The organism is Dokdonella sp. (assembly GCF_035511235.1).
Lineage (GTDB): Bacteria > Pseudomonadota > Gammaproteobacteria > Xanthomonadales > Rhodanobacteraceae > Dokdonella.
In genome coordinates, this window is sequence record NZ_DATKFQ010000025.1 from 98255 (window position 1) to 117864 (window position 19610).

General features: G+C 69.4%; 14 protein-coding genes and 1 tRNA gene. 11 read left to right on the forward strand and 4 right to left on the reverse strand.

The features are described from left to right. Positions 1–40: 40 nt before the first annotated feature. The 7 genes from VMR06_RS11245 to VMR06_RS11270 all read left to right on the forward strand — a co-directional run bounded on the left by VMR06_RS11245 (position 41) and on the right by VMR06_RS11270 (position 9195). Positions 41–2437: a winged helix-turn-helix domain-containing protein gene (locus VMR06_RS11245; RefSeq protein WP_325376294.1), complete on the forward strand. Its 2397-nt coding sequence runs from the start codon at positions 41–43 to the stop codon at positions 2435–2437. Positions 2438–2588: 151 nt separating this feature from the next. Further along, positions 2589–3287 (forward strand): hypothetical protein, encoded by a 699-nt coding sequence (locus VMR06_RS11250; RefSeq protein ID WP_325376296.1) that lies wholly within the window; start codon positions 2589–2591, stop codon positions 3285–3287. After that, positions 3284–5317 carry a hypothetical protein gene (locus VMR06_RS11255; protein ID WP_325376298.1) on the forward strand — a complete coding sequence of 678 codons (2034 nt, stop codon included), beginning with the start codon at positions 3284–3286 and terminating at the stop codon, positions 5315–5317. The genes VMR06_RS11250 and VMR06_RS11255 overlap by 4 nt, the downstream gene beginning before the upstream one ends. Positions 5318–5475: 158 nt before the next feature. Then, a complete protein-coding gene (locus tag VMR06_RS11260) occupies positions 5476–7608 on the forward strand; it encodes a hypothetical protein (RefSeq protein ID WP_325376300.1) in 2133 nt (710 codons plus the stop codon). Between the two features lie 171 nt (positions 7609–7779). Then, a protein-coding gene (locus VMR06_RS11265) for an IS3 family transposase (RefSeq protein WP_325376302.1) occupies positions 7780–8819 on the forward strand; the annotation gives its coding sequence in 2 pieces (ribosomal slippage) (positions 7780–7969 and positions 7969–8819; 1041 coding nt in all). Beyond that, positions 8820–9110: a tyrosine-type recombinase/integrase gene (locus tag VMR06_RS18200; protein WP_414648116.1), complete on the forward strand. Its 291-nt coding sequence runs from the start codon at positions 8820–8822 to the stop codon at positions 9108–9110. A gap of 10 nt (positions 9111–9120) precedes the next feature. Next, positions 9121–9195: transfer RNA gene (locus VMR06_RS11270), tRNA-Lys, on the forward strand. 162 nt (positions 9196–9357) lie between these two features. Here the strand turns inward: VMR06_RS11270 and VMR06_RS11275 are convergent. Then, positions 9358–11976 (reverse strand): S8 family serine peptidase, encoded by a 2619-nt coding sequence (locus tag VMR06_RS11275; RefSeq protein WP_325376304.1) that lies wholly within the window; start codon positions 11974–11976, stop codon positions 9358–9360. 483 nt (positions 11977–12459) lie between these two features. After that, the gene (locus VMR06_RS11280; RefSeq protein WP_325376306.1) at positions 12460–13260 is read right to left on the reverse strand and encodes a hypothetical protein; all 801 of its coding nucleotides are present in this window, start codon (positions 13258–13260) and stop codon (positions 12460–12462) included. Between the two features lie 38 nt (positions 13261–13298). On the opposite strand from VMR06_RS11280, the gene VMR06_RS11285 reads away from it, so the two are divergent. The 4 genes from VMR06_RS11285 to VMR06_RS11300 all read left to right on the forward strand — a co-directional run bounded on the left by VMR06_RS11285 (position 13299) and on the right by VMR06_RS11300 (position 16569). Beyond that, complete coding sequence (locus tag VMR06_RS11285) at positions 13299–13910, forward strand: RNA polymerase sigma factor (RefSeq protein ID WP_325376308.1); 612 nt, start codon at positions 13299–13301, stop codon at positions 13908–13910. A gap of 4 nt (positions 13911–13914) precedes the next feature. Beyond that, on the forward strand, positions 13915–14574 hold the full coding sequence (locus VMR06_RS11290) for a zf-HC2 domain-containing protein (RefSeq protein WP_325376310.1): 660 nt from the start codon (positions 13915–13917) through the stop codon (positions 14572–14574). After that, a complete protein-coding gene (locus VMR06_RS11295) occupies positions 14574–15926 on the forward strand; it encodes a S8 family peptidase (RefSeq protein ID WP_325376312.1) in 1353 nt (450 codons plus the stop codon). The genes VMR06_RS11290 and VMR06_RS11295 overlap by 1 nt, the downstream gene beginning before the upstream one ends. A gap of 226 nt (positions 15927–16152) precedes the next feature. Beyond that, positions 16153–16569 (forward strand): plastocyanin/azurin family copper-binding protein, encoded by a 417-nt coding sequence (locus tag VMR06_RS11300; protein WP_325376313.1) that lies wholly within the window; start codon positions 16153–16155, stop codon positions 16567–16569. 130 nt (positions 16570–16699) lie between these two features. On the opposite strand, the gene secF is transcribed toward VMR06_RS11300, so the two are convergent. Together secF and secD are read right to left on the reverse strand one after the other, a co-directional pair. Beyond that, positions 16700–17674 (reverse strand): protein translocase subunit SecF, encoded by a 975-nt coding sequence (secF, locus tag VMR06_RS11305; protein ID WP_325376315.1) that lies wholly within the window; start codon positions 17672–17674, stop codon positions 16700–16702. Between the two features lie 19 nt (positions 17675–17693). Next, positions 17694–19568 (reverse strand): protein translocase subunit SecD, encoded by a 1875-nt coding sequence (gene secD / locus VMR06_RS11310; protein WP_325376317.1) that lies wholly within the window; start codon positions 19566–19568, stop codon positions 17694–17696. Positions 19569–19610: the final 42 nt, after the last annotated feature.

Genomic DNA, 19610 nt, shown 5'->3' on the forward strand with positions numbered 1-19610 from the left:
GCGCCGTTGACTCCCCCGCGCGATCACCCATAGTGCGCGGATGACCGGCTCCGTCTACCGCTTCGGCGCGTTCCGACTCGATCCCGCGCGCCGCGAGCTGCGGCGCGGCGATGCGCTGATCGAGGTGCCGCCGCGCGTGTTCGCCGGGCTGGTCCACCTGATCGAGCAGCGCGAGCGCGCGGTGACGCGCGCCGAGCTGATCGCGGCCGTGTGGCGCCGCGACAACGTCTCGGAGACGCAGCTGTTCCAGCTGATCCTGCGCGCGCGCCGCGTGATCGACGACGATGCCGAACAGCAGCGCTGCATCCGCACGATCGTCGGCTACGGCTATCGCTGGGTCGCGGAGACCGGGGTCGAGCGCGATGACGCAGCGCGGCCGCCAGCGACGCCGGAGCCGATCGGCGCGCCGGCGGAGACGATCGCCCCCGCACGGACGGACACGCCGGTCGTAAAGCGCCCAGCGGCCCACGCTGTCGTATCCACTCCGGTTCCAGGCCCGAGACGCCGGCGGCTGCTGCCTATCGCCGCGTTCGGCGCGCTGGCCGCGCTGGTGCTGACGGCCGGCATCGTCGGCTACGTGCACCGGCCCGGCACCTCGCAACGCGCGAACGATCCGCCGGCGCCGACGGCCAGCCAGCGTCGCTACGCGGTGCTGCCGTTCGCGGTCGAGACCGCCGACGGCCTGGCCTGGGTGCGGCTCGGCGGCATGGATCTGCTCGCCGACCGCCTGACCCGCGCCGGTCTCCATGTGCAGCCGGCCGAGGTCACGCTCGGCCTGGTCGCCGCGAACGCCGATGCACCGCGGCGGCTGCGCGCCGATGGCATCGACACCGTCGTCGAGGGCGCGGTCGCGCGGCAGGAATCGGCCTGGGCGGTGACGCTGACCGCGACGCCGTCGGCCACGGCGCCGATCCGCATCGTCGCGACCGATGCCGACGCCATGACTGCGCTGCAGCAGGCCGGCGACCGATTGCTGACCGCGCTCGGCCGCGCGCCGCCGGACCGCAGCCTCGGCGCCGATCTGGCCGGCCTGCTGCAGCAGGCGCGCGCCGCCCTGCTCGAGGACGATGCGCCGCGCGCACAGGCGTTGCTCGAGGCCGCGCCGCCGGCGCTGCGCGACGATCCGGAGACCGGCCTGCTGGCCGCGCGCGTCGAGGCGCGCCTGGGCCGTTTCGAGGCCGCGATCGAGCGCGCGACGCAGCTGCTCGATCGGGCTTCCGGCGCGGACGATCCGTACTTGCGCATGCGCATCCTGATCACGCGCGGCGCCGCGCGCATTCCGCTCGACCAGGCCGGGCCGGCGCGCGCCGATTTCGACGCCGCGCTGGCGGTGCCGGGCGCGGCGACGTTTCCGCATACGCTCGGCGAGGCCACTCTCGGCCGCGGCATCACCGCGTCGATGCGCGCCGACACCGCCGCGGCGCTGGCCGATCTCGGCCGCGCGCGCGTGCTGCTCGATCAGAGCGGCGACGCGCTCGGCGTGGCGCGCGTCGACCTCAGCTGGGCCGTGCTCGACGCCGGCCGCGGCGCGTTCGCCGAGGCCGGGCCGCGTTTCGAACGGGCCGCGCGCGCGTTCGAGGCGCTCGGCGCACAGCGGCCGTTGAAGAGCGCACTGATCGGTCTGCAGGACGTCCAGCTCGACCTGCTCGAACTGCGCGCGGCGATGGCGACCAACGAGCGCGCCTGGTCGATCACGACGGCCAGCGGCGATCCGCTGCTGCGCCGCGTGCTCGGCCTGCAGCGCGCGCGCAGCCTGTTCGCGGTCGGCCGCCTGCGCGAGCTGCACGACCTGCTGCAGATGCTGGCGGCCGGCAATCTGGACTATCTGGCCGCCTCGCGCGACGAGGAGCGGCTGCGCCTGCTCGAGGTCGAGCTGGCGCTGGCCGAGGACCGCAGCGACGCGGCGCGACAGGCCGCCCTGGCGCTGCCGGCCGAACCACTGGCCGGCGGCGGCGACGACGTGCTGCGCGCGCGGTCGGCGCTGACGCGCCAGCGCGCACTCGGCGGCGACGGCGCGGCGAGTCCCGAGATCACCGACGACAGCCCCGGCAGCCGCCATGCCTCGCCGTACCGACGGCTGGCCGAGGCCGAACGCGCCGCCCATCGCGGCGATGCCGGCGCGGCCGACGCCGCGTACCGGCGGGCACTGGCCGAGGCCGACGCGATCGGACTGCCGTCGACGATCGCCGCGGTCGTCGCCTCGTACGTGCCGTTCCTGCTCGAGGCCGGACGCATCGCCGAGGCCGCCGAGCTGGCCGGACGCGTCGGCACCTGGGCCGAGGAGGACTACGACAGCGCCGTGGTCCGGCTGCGCGTCGCGCACGTACTCGGCGCAGCACCGGCCTGGCAGGCGGCGCTGGACGCGGCCCGGCGCTGCGCCGGCGAGCGCCGCCTGCCGGCCGCGCTGACAGTCCCGCCGGCCGCTTTACGTCCTTGATCGCAAAGGTGTGAAGACGTTCGTAAGGCGGTCGTAAGGCCGCTGGAATGGACCGGCGCCAGCGGCCGTCATCACAGTCTGCGCGGCATCCGGCCGGCGCGCGCTTCGCGTCCGCCGCGCCGCCCTCTCTTCATCCGTGCACGACGAGCCCATGACCAGACGATCCGCCTTCCTCCCACCGAGCGCCGCCCTGCTCGCGCTCGCGCTCGCCGCCGCGCCGGCCTACGCCACGCCGACGACGCGCTCGGGCGCCGCCGGCAGCGGCAGCGCGACACGCATCGCCACGGCCGATCCGGTCTTCGCCGACGCATTCGACCGCCGCGGCAGCAGCGTGAGCGTCTACACCGACCGCGCCGCGTTTCTGGCCGCGCTCGCACCCGGCCGGGTCGAGCTGGCGTTCGACGAGGTCATGCCCGGCCACAGCCCGCCGCTGCACTACACCGATCAGGGTTTCAGTCTGTGGCTGTTCACACCGCCCGGCACGCATCACGGCCTCTACAACGGCCCCGGCTTCGTCTCGACCGACCAGGTCGACGAGCCGCTGATGGTCTGGACCACGCTCGAGGACCGGCCGATCGGCGCGATCGGCGGCCAGGTCTGGCCGTCGGATTTCTCGCTGCGGCCGACCGACGGCCGGATCGGCGTCGACGTGATCCTGCAGGATGGCACGCTCGGCGCCACCGCGATCCTCGAGGCGGCCGACCCGGACAGCTTCGTCGGCTTCGTCAGCCACGGCGAGCCGATCGCCTATCTGCTGATCGAGGCACCGGACATCGTCGATCCGCCGGCCGGCACCACGCCGGACCGCTGGCCGACGCTCGACAACCTGGTCGTCGGAGGTGTGCAGTGAGCGTTCCCTCCATCCGAAGCCGCCGCAGCGCATCGAGCGCAGCTCTCGTACGCCCGTTCGCACTGCTCGCAGCGCTCCTCGCCGCGCCGCTCGCGCAGGCCGACATCGCGCTGACCGCAAGCGCCAGCCCGACCACCTATACGCGCGGCCAGATCAACAGCTACGTGATCGATCTGCGTCTGATCTCCGAGGCCTACGCCGGCGCCGACACGACGATCTTCCGCGTGCCCGAGGGCGTGACGCTGTCGGCGATCCGCGAGCGCAACACCTTCACCTGGTGCAGCGACGTCGACGTGCTCGTGCTCGGCATGGGCACGCGCGAAGGCGGCTGGTATCAGCGCGGCTATCCGCAGCCGGCCGGCTGCGGCAGCCTGTCCGGCTCCCCGGCGCCGGGCGAGCTGCAGGTCGTCATCGTCGATCTGGACGTGCCGGCCGACTATGCCGGTGATCTGCCGCTGGAGATCCATCTGATCGGCGACGGCACCGGCAAGCCGCCGAACGAGGCCAGCATCACGCTGAACCTCGCCGACGACGGCAGCGCCGCGCAGGCCTGGCACTTCGACGCGCTGACCGCGCCGGCGCTGCCGGCCGGCTGGACGACGAGCGCCAGCGGCGCCGGATCGCCGTGGGTCACGCAGACCGAGGCCGCCGATACCTCGCCCAATGCCGTGCACACGCCGGCGCCGGGTGCGTCCGGCGAGGCGACCCTGACCAGCGCGCCGATCGCGGTGCCATCCGCCGGCGGCGAGGTGCAGTTCCGCCAGCGCCTGGCGACCGAGGCCGGTGCCGACGGCGGCGTGCTCGAGATCGCGATCGACGGCGGCGCGTTCGCCGACGTGATCGCGGCCGGCGGCCAGTTCACGACCGGCGGCTACACCGGCATGCTCGCGGCCGCACCGGTCTGCGGCGGCAGCGCGCATCCGCTGGCCGGCCGGATGGCCTGGAGCGGCACGCAGGCGGCATTCGCGCCGGTGGCCGTCGCATTGCCGATGGCCGCCGCCGGCCGCAGCGTGCAGCTGCGCTGGCGCCTGGCGACCGACTGTGCCGGGACGGTCGACGGCGCCGGCGGCTGGTGGATCGACGACGTGCGCATCAGCGATACGATGCCGCGCGTCGCGGCGCCGGTGCGGCTCGCGGTCTCGGTCGGCGCCGATGCGACGCACACCCGGACGCTGGCGATCGGCAATGCCGGCGGCGGCCTGCTCGGCTATGCGGTGACGGCCGCCGATGACGACTGCGCAGCACCGGGCGGCCCGTCGTGGCTGCAGCTCGGCAACGTCAGCGGCCAGATCGCCGGCGGCGCGCAGGAAGCGGTCGAGCTGACGATCGATGCATCCGGCCTCACCGCCGGCGACTACACCGCGCAACTGTGCGTGGCCGGCAACGATACCGACGCGCTGCGCGCGATCGCGCTGCAGCTGCAGGTCGGCGCCGAGCCGTGCACCGCGGCCGACCGTCTGTTCGCGAACGGCTTCGACGACGCGAGCGACGGCGTCTGCGGCGCTGCGCTGCGCACCTACGACGACGCCGAGGCGTTTCGCGCCGCGGTCGCGCCCGGCGCTGATCGCAATACGTTCACCGGCCTGCGCAGCGGCTACGTGCACGGTCCGCTCGCGTTCGGCGACGGCGCCTACACGTATCAGGTCACCGGCTCGCCGCCCGGCTTCTTCGGCAATCTGTTCCTGTTCGCCGGTGCCGGCATGCTCGCGCCGATGGGGCCGGGTCCGGACAGCCGGCTGACGATCGACTTCACCGGCGCGCCGGTGACCGCGCTCGGCGGCCACTTCTGGGGCCAGCTGTTCTTCGTCTCGACCAGCATCGAGGAGAACCTGCAGCTGCCGACGCCGATCGTGCTGACGCTCGACGACGGCAGCGTCGAGACGTTCACCGCGACGAGCCAGCGCGACTTCCGCGGCTTCGTCGCGACGCGGCCGATCCGCCGCCTGACGATCGCCGCGCCGGTGGCCCTGCCCGACGGTGATTACGCCTGGGGCGTGTTCGACAATCTGATCGTCGGCCGCGCGCGCTGACTCTCCCGAACTCGAGCGCGCCGGAGTGACGGCGCGCTCGAGTTCGGCGAACAGCCGGAGGAGAACGTCGATACCCTGTCCGTACGACGCATCCGGTAAAATGCGCGCGGCATGGGGGCTCCGCTTCGACGTTCGCTCCCGCCTTCGGAGCGCACGCGATGGGACGATTGAGCAGATTACGCCATGTTTCGTGGCTGCTGATGGGGCTGGCCGCGTGCGCCGAAGCCGCGTTTCCACGACTCGAGCCGATCGATCGGCGCATGGATTTCATGCCGCAGCCCGGCAACGGTCAGCTGCTCGCAGCCGACCTGGACGGCGACGGCGTCAGCGAGCTGATACTGGACGGATCGCCCTGGCCGGCGGCTCTTCCAACGGGAGGCCCGGCCGTCCTCGCCACGCTCAGACATACGGCTGCCGGCTATGACGTCGCACCGGCCCGCGTATTGAGCGCTTTTGCGCCGACAGCACGCCTGCTCGCGCATCGTGTCGACGGTGTGGATCACGTCGTAGTCGTCGACCACGAAGGGATGCTGCGCGAGTATCGGGGCTGGGATTTCGAACAGGTCAACGCTTTTCCGATCGCCGCCGGTGCTCAAACTGCGGCGATCGGCGACGTCGACGCGGACGGGCACGAGGACGTCGTCGTGCTAACCGCCACCGGATTGCATATGTACGCGCTGTCCGATGGCAGACTCGTGAACACGTATGCCGTCTCCGACTGCTCCGATCTGGCACTCGCGCCACTCGACGCCGATCCGGCGCTGGAGATCGTCCTGGCGTGCATGCCGGGCCTCGTACTCGACGGTGCCACCCATGCCACGGACTGGAGCTATATCGACGGCTTCGGAATCCAGCTGGCCGCCGGCCGCTTCGGCGAAGCCGCCTCCCACCAGTGGGTAGGAGCCCAGAGGTGGTATTCCTATACGGTGTTTCGCGGCGCGCCGTGGTCTCCGCTGTGGAGCGGCAAGAGCACTCATGACATCGGCGCGGTGGCAGCGGGTCAGCTGCCGGGTTCCGCTCACGACATGGTCCTGATTGGGGACGCGCAGTGGGGTTCGGTGCATGTGATTGACGGCGCATCCGGTGAAGAGCGATTCGCCGTGCAGAATATCGAGCCCAGCGTCAACTCGATCGTCACGGCGGATCTCGACGCGGACCAGGCAGCCGAGCTGGCATTCAACGGCGGCAGTTCGATGATCACCATTGCGTCGGGCGTGGACGGGCAAACGCGCGCGCGCATCCGCATGTCCGCGGGTCCCTTCCTGGGAACCGGCTATGGAGACGTTGACGGCGACGGGCGCATAGAGCTGGTCGCAGTCGATGCATCGGACAGATCGAACATCGCCACGCTGGCAATGTTCGATCTGTCCGATGGGCAGCGCACCTGGGACAGCCGCTGGTTCGAGTCGGCAGCCGCGTCCGGCGTCTGGCGCATGTCGCGCAGCAAGGCCGTACTGCGTGCGCAAGCCAGCGGAAACGGCATGGACATCGTCCTGGCCGGGGAAGACAGGGGAATGGGCCGCATCCTCGTTCTCGACGGCGTAACCAAGGAGGTCGGGCTCAATCTCTTTTCGTTCTCGACCCCCGCTTTGAACAACCTGGTGATCAAGGACATCGCCCTGGTGCACTACGACGGCGACGGCGTCGAGGATTTCGCGCTCGCCGTGTACGACACTTCGCATCAGAGCGCCGCTCTACTGGTCCTCTCCGGGACGAGTGGAGCGCCTTTGTGGCGCTCCCCCGCGATGGGAGACCATACGGCGGCGATTTACCAAGTCGTTTCCATCGAGGATCCGACGACGCCCGGAAAGGGCCTGCTGGTTGCCGCGCTCAGCGACAGCGTACGCGCGTACAATCGAGCGACCGGCCTGCTCGATTGGGTGATTCCGATACCCAATACCGGGATCAGCCACATCGCTTCCGGTGTATCGGGCGCCGAGCTCGCTGTGTTCTCTTCTACCGGTGAGACGCACTTTTACGATCTGGCGACACGTGTCGAGTTGCGCCGATTCGCGCTGCCGGGAGCGCCACGCGCGCTCCATGCGGTGGGTGGCGACCTGCGGCAGTCGTTGATCGCGACTCAGAACCAGCTCATGTTGATCGATGGTTCAACGGGCTCTCTTCTGACTGTGCCGCAATCGCTCGACGACTTTCCGGAAACCGGTACATATCTGTCGGTCGTTCCGCTCGGTGATGGTGCCTGGCAAGTCGCCAGTGGAACGACGTTGGCGCTGTATCGTCATCGTCTGGAGCTCTCGGACGTGCTGTTCGACGACGGTTTCGATCATTGACGCCCGAGGATGGTCAGGCAGTCTCATACAGCGTGAGATGCACTGACCTGAGACGAATCTTGTAGCCATGCGGATGGTGAGTTCTCTACCCTCAACAGGCAAGGAGAACTCATGAAGAAGCGTTTCAGCGACGAGCAGATCATCGACATCCTGCGCGAGGCCTAGGCCGGCGTGATGCCCATCAAGGTGCTGTGCAAGAAGCACAACCTGACCGAGCAGACCTTTTTCCGCTGGCGCAACAAGTTTGGCGGTATGGACGTGCCGGACGCGCGGCGGCTCAAGGATCTCGAGTCCGAGAACAGTCGGCTCAAACGCTTGGTCGCCGAACAGATGCTGGTGATCGACGGGATGAAGGAGATCGTCCGAAAAAAATGACGACCCCGACGACGCGGCGCGAGTCGGTCCAGGTGCTGGTCCGTCGGGGAGTTTCGGAGCGCAAGGCGTGCCGGTATCTGGGCCTGAGCCGGCGCATCAGCAGCTATGAGCCGACGCAGCCCGAGAAGGACCGGGCCGTGGCCGAGAAGCTGCTGACGGCCTCGCCGCAGGTGCCGCGGTTCGGGTATCGGCGGATGGCGGCATGGCTGGCGCTCGGCGAGGCTCGCGTGCTTCGGCAATGGCGCGCGTTGGGTCTGAACATCCCGCGGCGCCGGCCGCGTCGTCGGCGTTCGGGCAGCGACATCCGGCTGCCGGGCGCCGTGCGACCCAACGCGGTCTGGAGCTACGATTTCGTGCACGACCCGATGGTCGACGGCCGCGCGTTGAAGCTGCTGTGCGTGATCGACGAGTACACGCGCGAGTGCTTGGCGATCGAGGTCGGCGCCAGTCTGCGGGCGCAGGACGTGATCCTGACGCTGTCGCGGCTGATGCGGCTCTACGGCAAGCCGGCGTTCGTGCGCTCGGATAACGGTGCCGAGTTCACTGCGGCCAGAGTCATGCGCTGGCTGCGCGACGCGGCGATCGGCCCGGCCTTCATCGCGCCGGGCAGCCCTTGGCAGAACGGTTTCGTCGAAAGCTTCAACGGCAAGCTGCGCGACGAGCTGCTCAATCGCGAATGGTTCCGCAGCCGCACCGAGGCGAAGGTGCTGATCGAGCGCTGGCGGCAGTTCTACAACGAGCAGCGACCGCACAGCACGCATCGCTACAAGACTCCGGCCAGTGTTCGCCAGGCGTGGCAGGAACCCGATACCATTCAATCCGGACTCACCGCCTGATTGGCTACAAAATTCGCACGCAGGTCAATCTTCCGCCGCGTCGCCGATCGCGCCGGGCTCCCGCGGTCGATCACGCCCCACACATTGCGCCACACGATGGCGAGCAACGCTGCCCATGCAGGGCTCGATGCGGCTACAATTCAGGGCTTGGGCGGCTGGAAGACCCGCGCTATGGCCGAGCGATACACGCATGCGGCCAGGCTGGCGACAGCGATGGAGGCCGTCCAATCGCGTCTGCAGGGCCGCACGATTGCACCAGAATTGCAACGGCCTCCCGAGAAACGCACGTAAGTCTTTGATTGGGCCGTTAGCTCAGCGGTAGAGCAGTGGACTTTTAATCCATTGGTCGATGGTTCGATCCCATCACGGCCCACCATCTCCGACGCTGTCCTGCGTCGCCGATCGAAACGCATCGGCTCGGAAGGCGATCGCGCGCGCATGCTCCATTCGTGCAGCGTCCGTCATGATTTCCCATATGCATCGACGACGAAGGGCGGCGCCTTGCGACGCCGCCCTTCGGGGCCGATCGCAGCAAACCTCAGTCGTCGGTTTCGGGCGCCTCGAAGCCGTCGGTGAAGATCTCGTCGAGGCTCAGGCAGGCGGACACTTCGCCTTCGACGTCGTTGTGGATGCCGCGCAGCGTGTAGGCGTAGCGGCCACCGGCCGATGCGCGTGCGTCGACCAGCGGTGACTCGGTGCCGGTGGCGACCAGATGGAAATCGCCCGGTGCGGCTTCCGCGCAGCTGCCGTCGGCGCGATAGAGCTGGTAGCCCTGCGCCTCGTCGGCACCGGAGAATCCGATCGCAATGCCGTCGCGCATGCCGGCGACCTCGACCTCGGCCAGTTCGGTCGGCGCCGGCAGCGCGGCCGTGTCCGGCAGCGCGAACGCGCCCGATACCGCCAGCGCATAGCCCTGGCGGTCGCTGCCGTCGCTGCCGTTGCCGGGCACCGCGGTCGCCTTGACGCGGAACGTGTAGCGGCCGGCTACCGGCGTCGTCAGCCGCACCTGCTCGACGGTGTCCTTCGCATCGGCGGTGCCGCCCGGCGCGGAGACGCCGCCGGGAATGCTGGCGCTGCCGAGGAAGACGCTGCCCTCCGGGCCTTCGACCTCGAGATCGAGATTGTTGACCAGGACCGAAGCGGCGGACGGTGCGGCCTCGACGTCGAACCAGGTCAGCGTCGCGCGCAGCTCGATGCCGGCGGCGACGTTCTCGATCGTGTAGGTGTTGACGTCGCCGGTCTCGAGGCCGGCCGGATTGGTCCGCTCGAACAGGCGCAGGCGGCGGCTGTCGTCGCCGCCGGGCAGCGTGTCCTTGAACCACAGATTGCCGTCGAGCCAGGCCCGGCCCCAGCCGTCGGCGGTGGTCGGCCACAGGTGGCCGTTGGCTTCGGCGGTCAGCGGGTGCGTGCCGTTCAACAGCACCGCCTTCATCATCGCGCCGGTCGGATGCAGCACATCCGAAGCGGTCTTCTCGCCACGCGGGTAGAAGCCGTCGGCGAAGAACTGGCGCAGCAGTACCGCATTGCCGGCCAGCGTCGGCGTCGCCATCGACGTGCCCGAGAGGCTGCGCGTCTGCGGCGCGGTGATCGTGTCGGTGACCTGCGAGCCGACCACCGATGCCGAGACGATGCTGCTGCCGGGCGCGGCGATGTCGGGTTTGACGCGGCCGTCGGCGGCCGGGCCCAGGTTCGAATAACCGGCGTGCTGCGTGCTGCCGGCATGACCGAGCGCGCCGACGCTGATCGCGTTCTTGGCGTTGCCGGGGGAATTGGTCTGGCTCGGACCGGAACGGTCGTTGCCGGCCGCGACGAGCACCAGCAGGCCTTCGTTGCGGCGCGTGGTCGCGTCGACCGCCGCATCGTTGCCGTTGTACTGACCGCCGGTCGGCGCGCCCCAGCTGTTGCTGTGCACGCGCGCGCCGCCGGCATAGGCCTGCTCGAGCGTGCCGGCGAAATCCTGCACGACCGGGCTGTTGTTGTTGCCGTTGTCCTGCATCAGCAGCTGCGCGTTGGGCGCCATGCCGTCGGCGAGATCGTGGTTCGGCAGCAGCGGCGTCGAGGCCAGATAGGTGGTCTTCCCGAACGTACCGGCGACGTCGCCGACCACGGTACCGGTCACGTGCGTGCCGTGGCCGATCGTGAAGTCGTAGTCGATCGCGCCGGGCTGGGTCCAGTAGCCGATGATCTTGTTGTCCGGATGCAGCGTGCCGACGTTCGGCAGTGCCGGCTGCTCGGCGAACGTGACCGCGGTATGCGGACCCTCGCCCTTGTCGAGCGTCGCGAACCAGGCCATGTTCGGCGTGGTGCCCGAGTCGGCCACGGCGACGATCTGACCGCTGCCGAGCAGGCCGTGATCCCAGAGCGGCGCCGGCCCGCAGACCGTGCCCGAGCCGGTGCACGCCCCCATCGCATTGCCCTGGATCGCGCCGACCGAGCCGCTGTTGGCCCACTGCGGCGGAATCCACGGCGTGACGTAGCTGACGCCTTCGATCGCGGTCGCCGCGACCAGCAGCGCATCCAGTTGCGTCGCATCGATCTCGACGCGCAGGTACGGCTCGGCGTCGGCGCGCACGCTGCGCTCGGTCACGTTCGCGTCCGGCACTGCCTGGCGCAGCGCGTCGGCGATGTGGACGGACGACACGCCGGCGAAGCCGCGCACGAGGATCTCGTAGCGTCCGTCGTCGCGGCGCGCGGCCGAATCGCGGCGCGAGGCGGTCCACAGCTGCGGATCGAGCTTCATCGCCGGCTGCAGTGCGCCGGCCCAGCGCACGCCGGGCTGTGCATTGAGCTGGTCCAGCGCGATGCCCTGCAGGCGCACGTAGTAGGCGTTGTTCGGCAGGTAGCCGAGAAACTCGACGCCACGCGCCGCCAGCGCCTTGCGCTCGCCGAGACGGCCGGCCTCGAACTGCACGATCGCATACGCGCTGGTCTGCGTCCTCGCTGCGCCGGCCGCGCTCGCGTCGAGCTGCTGCACGGCCGGATCGAAGATGCCGACCTGCAGGATCAGCAGGGCCGGATCGGTCCGTGCACGGTCGAGCGCGGCGATCGCCGGACGCTCGGCCGCGACCGTGGAAGAGGTGGCCTGTGCACTCGTGGCGCCGGCCAGTGCGAGAGCAAGTGCGGCCGCGAGCGCGGTGCGCGATGGCAAAGTCAGCATGAAACGGACTCCTGGAAATGAGGCGGCCAAGGGCGATCGGGCCGCTGATGAAGGTATCCACGCCGCGCGGTCCCGGCGCGGCCGGCGTGTCGGGACTGCCGGTCAGGGCAGTCGGGAAAAAACGAAACAGGCAGCGACGTCACTCCCATACGCGCCGGCCAGGACGGGGCATGCGGCAATGCCGCCGTGCGCCGACGCAAAGTGCCCCGTGCGATCGGCGTTGGGCGACGCATGGCTTACCGAAACCGCAGGGTGCCGCGCCCCCTCCCCCGCGCGTGCCGTTCGAGATGGCGGCGATGCAGACTAGGCCTTTCAGCGGGACGCGTCACCTGTACAAATCCTGGAAATGACTCAACCGGCGAGCCCGGATGCATCGGGGACGCGGCGCGGTGACGCGGTCCTGGCCGGACACCCCGCACGATCGGCAGCTGCCTCCGCGGAGCCACACCGCCGGCGCCCTCGTGCGCTCTTCGATGCCATGCCCTAGAAGTTCCAGATCAGCGAGGCCAGCCAGCGCGAGCGCTCCGGGCGACCATCCTCGTCCCACCAGTAGTGGGGTGCCGTGGTGTTGGTCCAGACGCGTGACAGGTACAGATCGACATCGTCGATACCATAGCTCAACCCGGCGCTGATGTAGCCGTAGTCGCGATCTCCGCTGTGGGAGAGTCCGGCGTAACCCAGGCCGACGTCGGCGGCGAGCCGATCGAACAGCGGCTGCCGGAACGAGGCTTCGGCCCAGGTGGCGATGCCACTGCTTTCGTAACGCGACCAGGCATAGACAGCCGTGCGGTCCGGCGCCAGCGCCACGCTCACGCTCCAGCGCCCCCGGTAGCCGATTGCGGCGCTGATCTCGTCGTAGCGCAGCTGGCTGTGCCAGAAGCTCCACGGCTCTTCGTAGTGCGCAATGCCGAGCTGCGCGGCCCAGTCCGCATCGATCTGCCAATGACGATCGACGCGCAGCACGACCTGCTCCACCGCCGAATCGTATCCCTGACGCCGCTCGCCGAGCGTGCCGCCGACACCCAGGCCGACGGTCCATTCGCCGCCGAACTGGTAACGCACATCCGCCAGCCAGGCCGGCCGGTCGCTGCTGAGGCTCAAGCCGCGATAGAGGTTGTTGCTGGCTGCACCGATCGAGCCGCTCCAGGCCTGTCCCTGGACCGGCGCCGAGGCGAGCGCGCCGCAGGCTGCGCACAGCGCGGCGCAGCATAGCGGCAGGCTGCCCAGCGGGCGCGGCGGCGCGATCGCGGCGCCATACAACCTTCCGGCTCTCTCGTGGTACATACGGCCAAGACCCCGAATCGACGAATGGAGGCGCGAAGGTGCCGCGCGAAGGTCGCCCCGATACCGAGCCCGACGTGGAAGGCGGCAAGGAGCCCGCCGCGCGTGACCTGCAATGGCTGCGCCGCGCCGGCCAGGGCGACCGTGCCGCTTTCGAGCGGCTGTATCTTCACCATTATCACCGGCTTGCACGCTTCCTGGCACGGCATACCGCACGACGCGACCTGGTCGACGAGATCGTGAACGAGACCATGTGGGTGGTCTGGCGCGACGCCAACCAGTTCCGCGGCGATGCCAAAGTCGCAACCTGGATATTCGGCATCGCCTATCGCTGCCTGATGAAGACGCTGCGCGACCGCCCCGTTGCGTCGGAACCGAGCACCGCCCTGAGCGAGGGCACGAGCGACGACGCCGAACAGGTCGAGCGGAGCGACTGGGTGCGCCGCGGCCTGCTCGCGTTGCCACCCGAGCAGCGGATGACGATGGAGCTGGCCTATTACCTCGGCCAGTCCTGCGAAGAGATCGCCGCGATCATGGATGTCGCCGTCGGTACCGTGAAGGCGCGCCTGTTTCACGCTCGCCTGCGCTTGCGCAATACACTGCCGGCCCTGGGCGGCGAGGATTCCGTACATGCCGATGCGGCGCGAGGATGAAGCGATGAATACCTCCACCCTGCCCCACCGCCAGATCTGGGAACTGATCCCCTGGTTCGTCAACGGCAGCGCCGGGACCGCCGAGCGGCAGACCGTCGAAGATCACCTGCGACAGTGCGCCGACTGCCGCGACGAGTACGCGTTCCAGAGCCGGCTGCGGGCCGGCATCGCGGAGGACGGCGTGGACGGCGACGAACGCCAGGCCCAGGACGGTTTGCGCCGACTGCTCGCACGCATCGATCTGGAGAGCGACACCGATCGGTCCGACCGGACCGGTGCACGTGCGCCGCGCAGGCAGCACCTGCTCCAACGCGTGCTGATCGCGGCCGTCCTCGTGCAGGGAATCGGCTTGGCCGTGCTGGCCCCGCTGCTGTTGCAACGTGAAGATCCGCGCACCGAATACCGGACCCTGACCAGCACGCCCACGCAACCCTCCAGCGCGGTGATCCGACTGGTACCCGCGCCGACGCTGACGCTCGCCGAACTGCAGGCCATGCTCGGCGCCGAAGACCTGCGGATCGTCGAGAGCAACGCCGGGGGATCGATCTACGGTCTGGCGTTCGAGTCCGGCGGCGCCGCGGACGCCACACGTACCGTCGAACGCCTGCGTGCGTATCGCGGCGTCCTTCTAGCCGAGCCGATCGGCAGCGCCGCGTCACGCTGATGGACCAACTGCGCACCCGTTCGTCGACAGGCTGGGGACGGCTTCGTGGCCGGGGCCTCCTCCTGTGCCTCCTCCCCCTGCTGGTCGCCGCCGCCTCGGCGCCGGCGGCCACGCCACAGAACCAGCTCGAGCCCGAGCGCCTGCTGATCGTCGCGATCGCCGAAAAACCCGACCCGCCGCCGATCGTCGGCTCGACCCCGCGCGGCTATGGCGGACTGCCAAACTACAACGGCAGCCTTCGCAGCATCGCCGGCGCGGCGCGGCTGGCCAAGGACTACGGCCTGCGCGAGGTCTCGGCCTGGACGATCAAGTCGCTGCGACTGCGCTGCATGCTCTACGAGCTCCCTTCCAAGGCCGACCACGAAGAAATGCTCACACGGCTGCGCCGCGACGATCGTGTGCGCCTGGTGCAGCCGTTGCAGAGCTTCGACACCTTGACCACCCCGGCGGTGGACGCGATACCGGACCCGGCAGCGGCAGCGACCGCCACGCGCTACAACGATCCTTACATCGGCCTGCAGCGCGGGTTCACCGCGATCGGGGCGGACCAGGCGCAGCGCTGGAGCAGCGGTTCGGGCGTGCGCGTCGCGCTGATCGACAGCGGCGTCGACGTCGCGCATCCGGACCTGCGCGGCCGGATCGCACTGACGCGCGACTTCGTCGGTGCCAATCAGGCCGTCGCCGCGGAAGACCGGCACGGAACCCAGGTGGCCGGCGTGATCGCCGCGGTCGCCAACAACCGTATCGGCATCGCCGGTATCGCACCGGGCGCACGGCTGTACGCGTATCGCGCATGTTGGAGCATGGCCGACAGCACGACGGCGCGCTGCAACTCCTTCACGCTGGCCCTAGCGCTGGATGCGGCGATTGACGTCGACGCACGGATCATCAATCTCAGTCTCGGCGGCCCGGCCGATCCGCTGCTCGAGCAGCTGGTGCGCCAGGCCATCGATCGAGGCGCGATCGTGATCGGCGCCTTGCCGGGCAGCGGGCGACTGGACGGTTTTCCGCTGAACGTCCCCGGCGTCATAGCGGTCGCCGACACCGACGCTCCGCCGACCTCGGAACGGACGCTGGGCGCGCCGGGTCGCGAGATCCTGACACTCGAACCCGGCGGCCGCTACGACTACGCCTCGGGCAGCTCGCTGGCGGCAGCCCACGTCAGTGGCGCGATCGCGTTGCTGCTGCAGCTCAACCCGCGTCTGCGGGGATCCGACGCCATCCGGCTCCTCGGCAAGGTGGGCGGTGCGGCGGCATCGATCGACGTCTGTGCCGCCGCCCAGGCCTTGCAGGGGTCCGAAGAGCGCTGCCAGAGCGCAGAGCCGGGCCTGCCGCAGCACGCCCGGCGCTGACGGCACCCGTCACATAACGGCGCGATGGGTGCAGCCGGCTGACCACGAGCGGTCCGGGCCGATATCGACCATGCGCAACCACGGCCGTCACCCTCCACCAGACCTCGAAGGGCCGTGCGCTGGACCGGTCGGCGAAGGGTCGCCTGCCTGCGCGGTTCGTCGAGGCAACCCGCCGGCCCTCCGGCGGTACTCAGAGCATGGACCTTCGTCCTTCAGGAGATCATCGATGCGTCGCTACGCCTTGCTCATGACCGGCGCCTTCGCGCTCGCCACCACCGTCACCGCGTTCGCCGCCGACCATACGGTGACGGCACGACCGAACATGACCTTCGACCCGCCATCGCTGACGATCGCGCCCGGCGACACGGTCACCTTCGTCAACGCTGGCGGCTTTCACAACGTCGAATCCGATCCGGATGCAGTGACACCCTTCCATTGCTCCACGGCCTGCGGCGCGAGCCCGATCGGCGATCCGAGCAGCGCGATCTGGCAGGCGACCGTGACGTTTCCCGACGCCGGAACGGCACGCTACTTCTGCAGCCAGCACGGCGGCCCCGGCGGCGTCGGCATGGCCGGCATCATCATCGTCGAGGGGTCCGACGTGATCTTCGCGAGCGATTTCGAGAATCCGCCGGGCGCCTGAGACCGGTACGTCCCGGTCGCCCGCGAACGACGGCGCCCGGTTGCCGTTGCGATACCGGCCTCGCTTTCGATCCGCCCCCCAAAGAAAAACGCCCCTTTCGGGGCGTTTTTCTTATCCATGCACGGCCAGATCAAGGACGCCGCGCCAGCTCCGGATCCTCGCGCGTCACCGGCATCAGGTCCTTCTTCGACACGCCGAGCAGCAGCAGGATCGGGTTGGCGAAGAAGATCGAGGACAGGATGCCGATGAAGATGCCGATCAGCATGATCAGGCCGAAGTTCTCGAGCACCGGACCACCGAGGAAGTACAGCGTGCCGACCGCCAGACCCGTGGTGACGCCGGTCATGATCGTGCGCGACATCGTCGAGTTGATCGACCGGTTCAACACCTCGATCGGCTCGGCCTTGCGCGTGGAGCGGAAGATCTCGCGGACACGGTCGAAGACGACGATCTTGTCGTTGATCGAATAGCCGACCACCGACAGCACCGCGGCCAGCGCCGGCAGGTCGAACTCGCGCTGGGTCAGTGCGAAGATGCCCAGCGTCAGCAGCGCGTCGTGCATCTCGCTGGCGACCGCGGCCACCGCGAAACGCCATTCGAAGCGGATCCACAGGTACACCGCGATGCCGAGCGCGACGACGATCACCGCGATCAGGCCGTCGGTGCGCAGCTCCTCGCCGACCTGCGGTCCGACGAACTCGCTGCGCTTGATCGCGACGTCGGAGCGGCCCGCCTTCAGCGCGGACAGCACGTCGTTGGCGATGCGGTTGTGCGCGGCCTGCGACGCGGAAGCCTCGGCGCCTTCGGCGGCCGCCTCCTCCTCGCGCGGCGCGAAGCGGATCGCGAATTCGCGCGTACCGCCGAGGCTCTGCACGACCGGGTTCTCGAAGCCGGCCGTGGTCAGCGCCGAGCGCACGTCGGCCACCTCGGCCGGCTCCTGATAGACCACCTCGACCAGCGCACCGCCGGTGAAGTCCAGACCGTAGTCCAGGCCGCGCACGAAGATCACGCCGGCGGACAGGATCATCAGCAGACAGGAGACCGCCAGGCTGACTTTGCGCCAGCCCATGAAGTTGATGTTGGCGTTCGGATTGAAGAGTTCCATGGCGCTCTCGGCTCGGTCGTCAGACCGAAAGGGTTTTGAGTTTGCGACCGCCCAACGTTCCCTGGACCAGGGCGCGCGTGACCGTGACCGCGGTGAACATCGAGGTGAGGATGCCGATCGCCAGCGTGATCGCGAATCCGCGCAGCGGGCCCGAGCCGAACGCCATCAGGCCGAATGCGGCAATCAGATGGGTCACGTTGGCGTCGAGAATCGTCGCCCAGGCCTTGTCGTAGCCGGCGCGGATCGCCGCCAGCGGCGTGGAGCCGTTGCGGACTTCCTCGCGGATGCGCTCGCAGATCAGCACGTTGGCGTCGATCGCCATGCCGAGCGTCAGCACGATGCCGGCGATGCCGGGCAGCGTCAGCGTGGCCTGGAACAGGCTGAGGATCGCCACCAGCAGGACCAGATTCAGCAGCAGCGCGAAGTCGGCGATCAGGCCGAACAGCTTGTAGTAGATCGCCACGAAGATCACCACCAGCAGCAGGCTGATCAGCACCGCGCGGATCGCGGTGCGGATGTTGTCCTGGCCGAGGCTCGGGCCGATCACGCGCTCCTCGACGATGTCGACCGGCGCCGCCAGCGAACCGGCGCGCAGGAACAGGGCCAGATCCGAAGCCTCCTTCATGCTGCCGATGCCGGTGGTCTGGAACTTGTTCGAGAACACGCCGCGGATCGTCGCCGCGTTGATCACCTCCTCGGTGATCTTCGGCACGGTGACTTCCTTGCCGTCGACGATCTTGGTCTCCGGAATGCGCTCGATGTAGACCGTGGCCATGCGGCGGCCGACGTTCTCGCGCGTGAAGTCGAGCATCTTGCGGCCGCCGGCGGCGTTCAGCGTGATCGACACCGACGGCTCGCCGGTCTGCGGATCGGGCGCGCTGGAAGCATCGACGAGCTCGTCGCCGGTCACGATGACGCGTTTCTTGAGCACGATCGGCGTGCCGTCGCGATGGCGGTACAGCCGCGCGTCCGGCGGCACCTGGCCGGTGCGCTGGGCCTCCATCGCATTGGTGTTCTCGTCGACCGCGCGGTATTCCAGGGTCGCCGTGGCGCCGAGGATCTTCTTGGCCTCGGTGGTGTCCTGCAGGCCCGGCAGCTCGACGACGATGCGGCTGTCGCCCTGCTGCTGGATCACCGGCTCGGCGACGCCGATCGCGTTGATGCGGTTGCGCAGCGTGGCGACGTTCTGCTTGATCGTGTTCTGCGCGATCGCGACCAGACGCTCGCGCTTGATGCGTGCGATCAGCGTGTAGGAATCGCCGACCACTGGGCCGTTCTCGAGCTCGAGCTCGGCGGTGGCCGCGCTGATCGCGCTGAACGCCGCGGCGCGGTCCTCCTCGCTGCGCAGCTGCGCGATCAGGCCCTGCGTGCCGCGGCTGACCGACTTGGCGCGGATGCCCTTCTCGCGCAGCGTGGACTGGATGTCGCCGACGTAGCGCAGCTCCTGCGCTTCGAGCACGCTCTTCTGATCGACCTGCATCAGGAAGCTGACGCCGCCCTGCAGGTCCAGGCCGAGCGGCATCGCATTGGCGCCGATCGCGCGCAGCCAGCCCGGCACCGTCGACGCCAGGTTCAGCGCGACCACGTACTTGTCGCCCTCGCCCTTCTCGGCGAACGCGCTCTTGATCGTATCGGCGGCCTTGTTCTGGAGGTCCAGCGTCTCGACGCGGACCATCAGGCGCTCGCCTTCGATCTTGATGCTGTCGAACGGCAGCTTGGCGGTCTCCAGAACGCCCTGGACCTGCTCACGGAGCGCGTCGTCGATCGTGGCGCCGCGGTTCGCCGAGACCTGCACGGCCGGCTCCTGCAGGAAGATGTTCGGCAACGAGTAGATCAGACCGGCGAGGATGACCAGGGCCACCAGCCAGTACTTCCAGCGTGGAAAATCGTTCATTCGTGTAGGACCGATCGAAAGCCGCGACCACCCGTCGCGGCA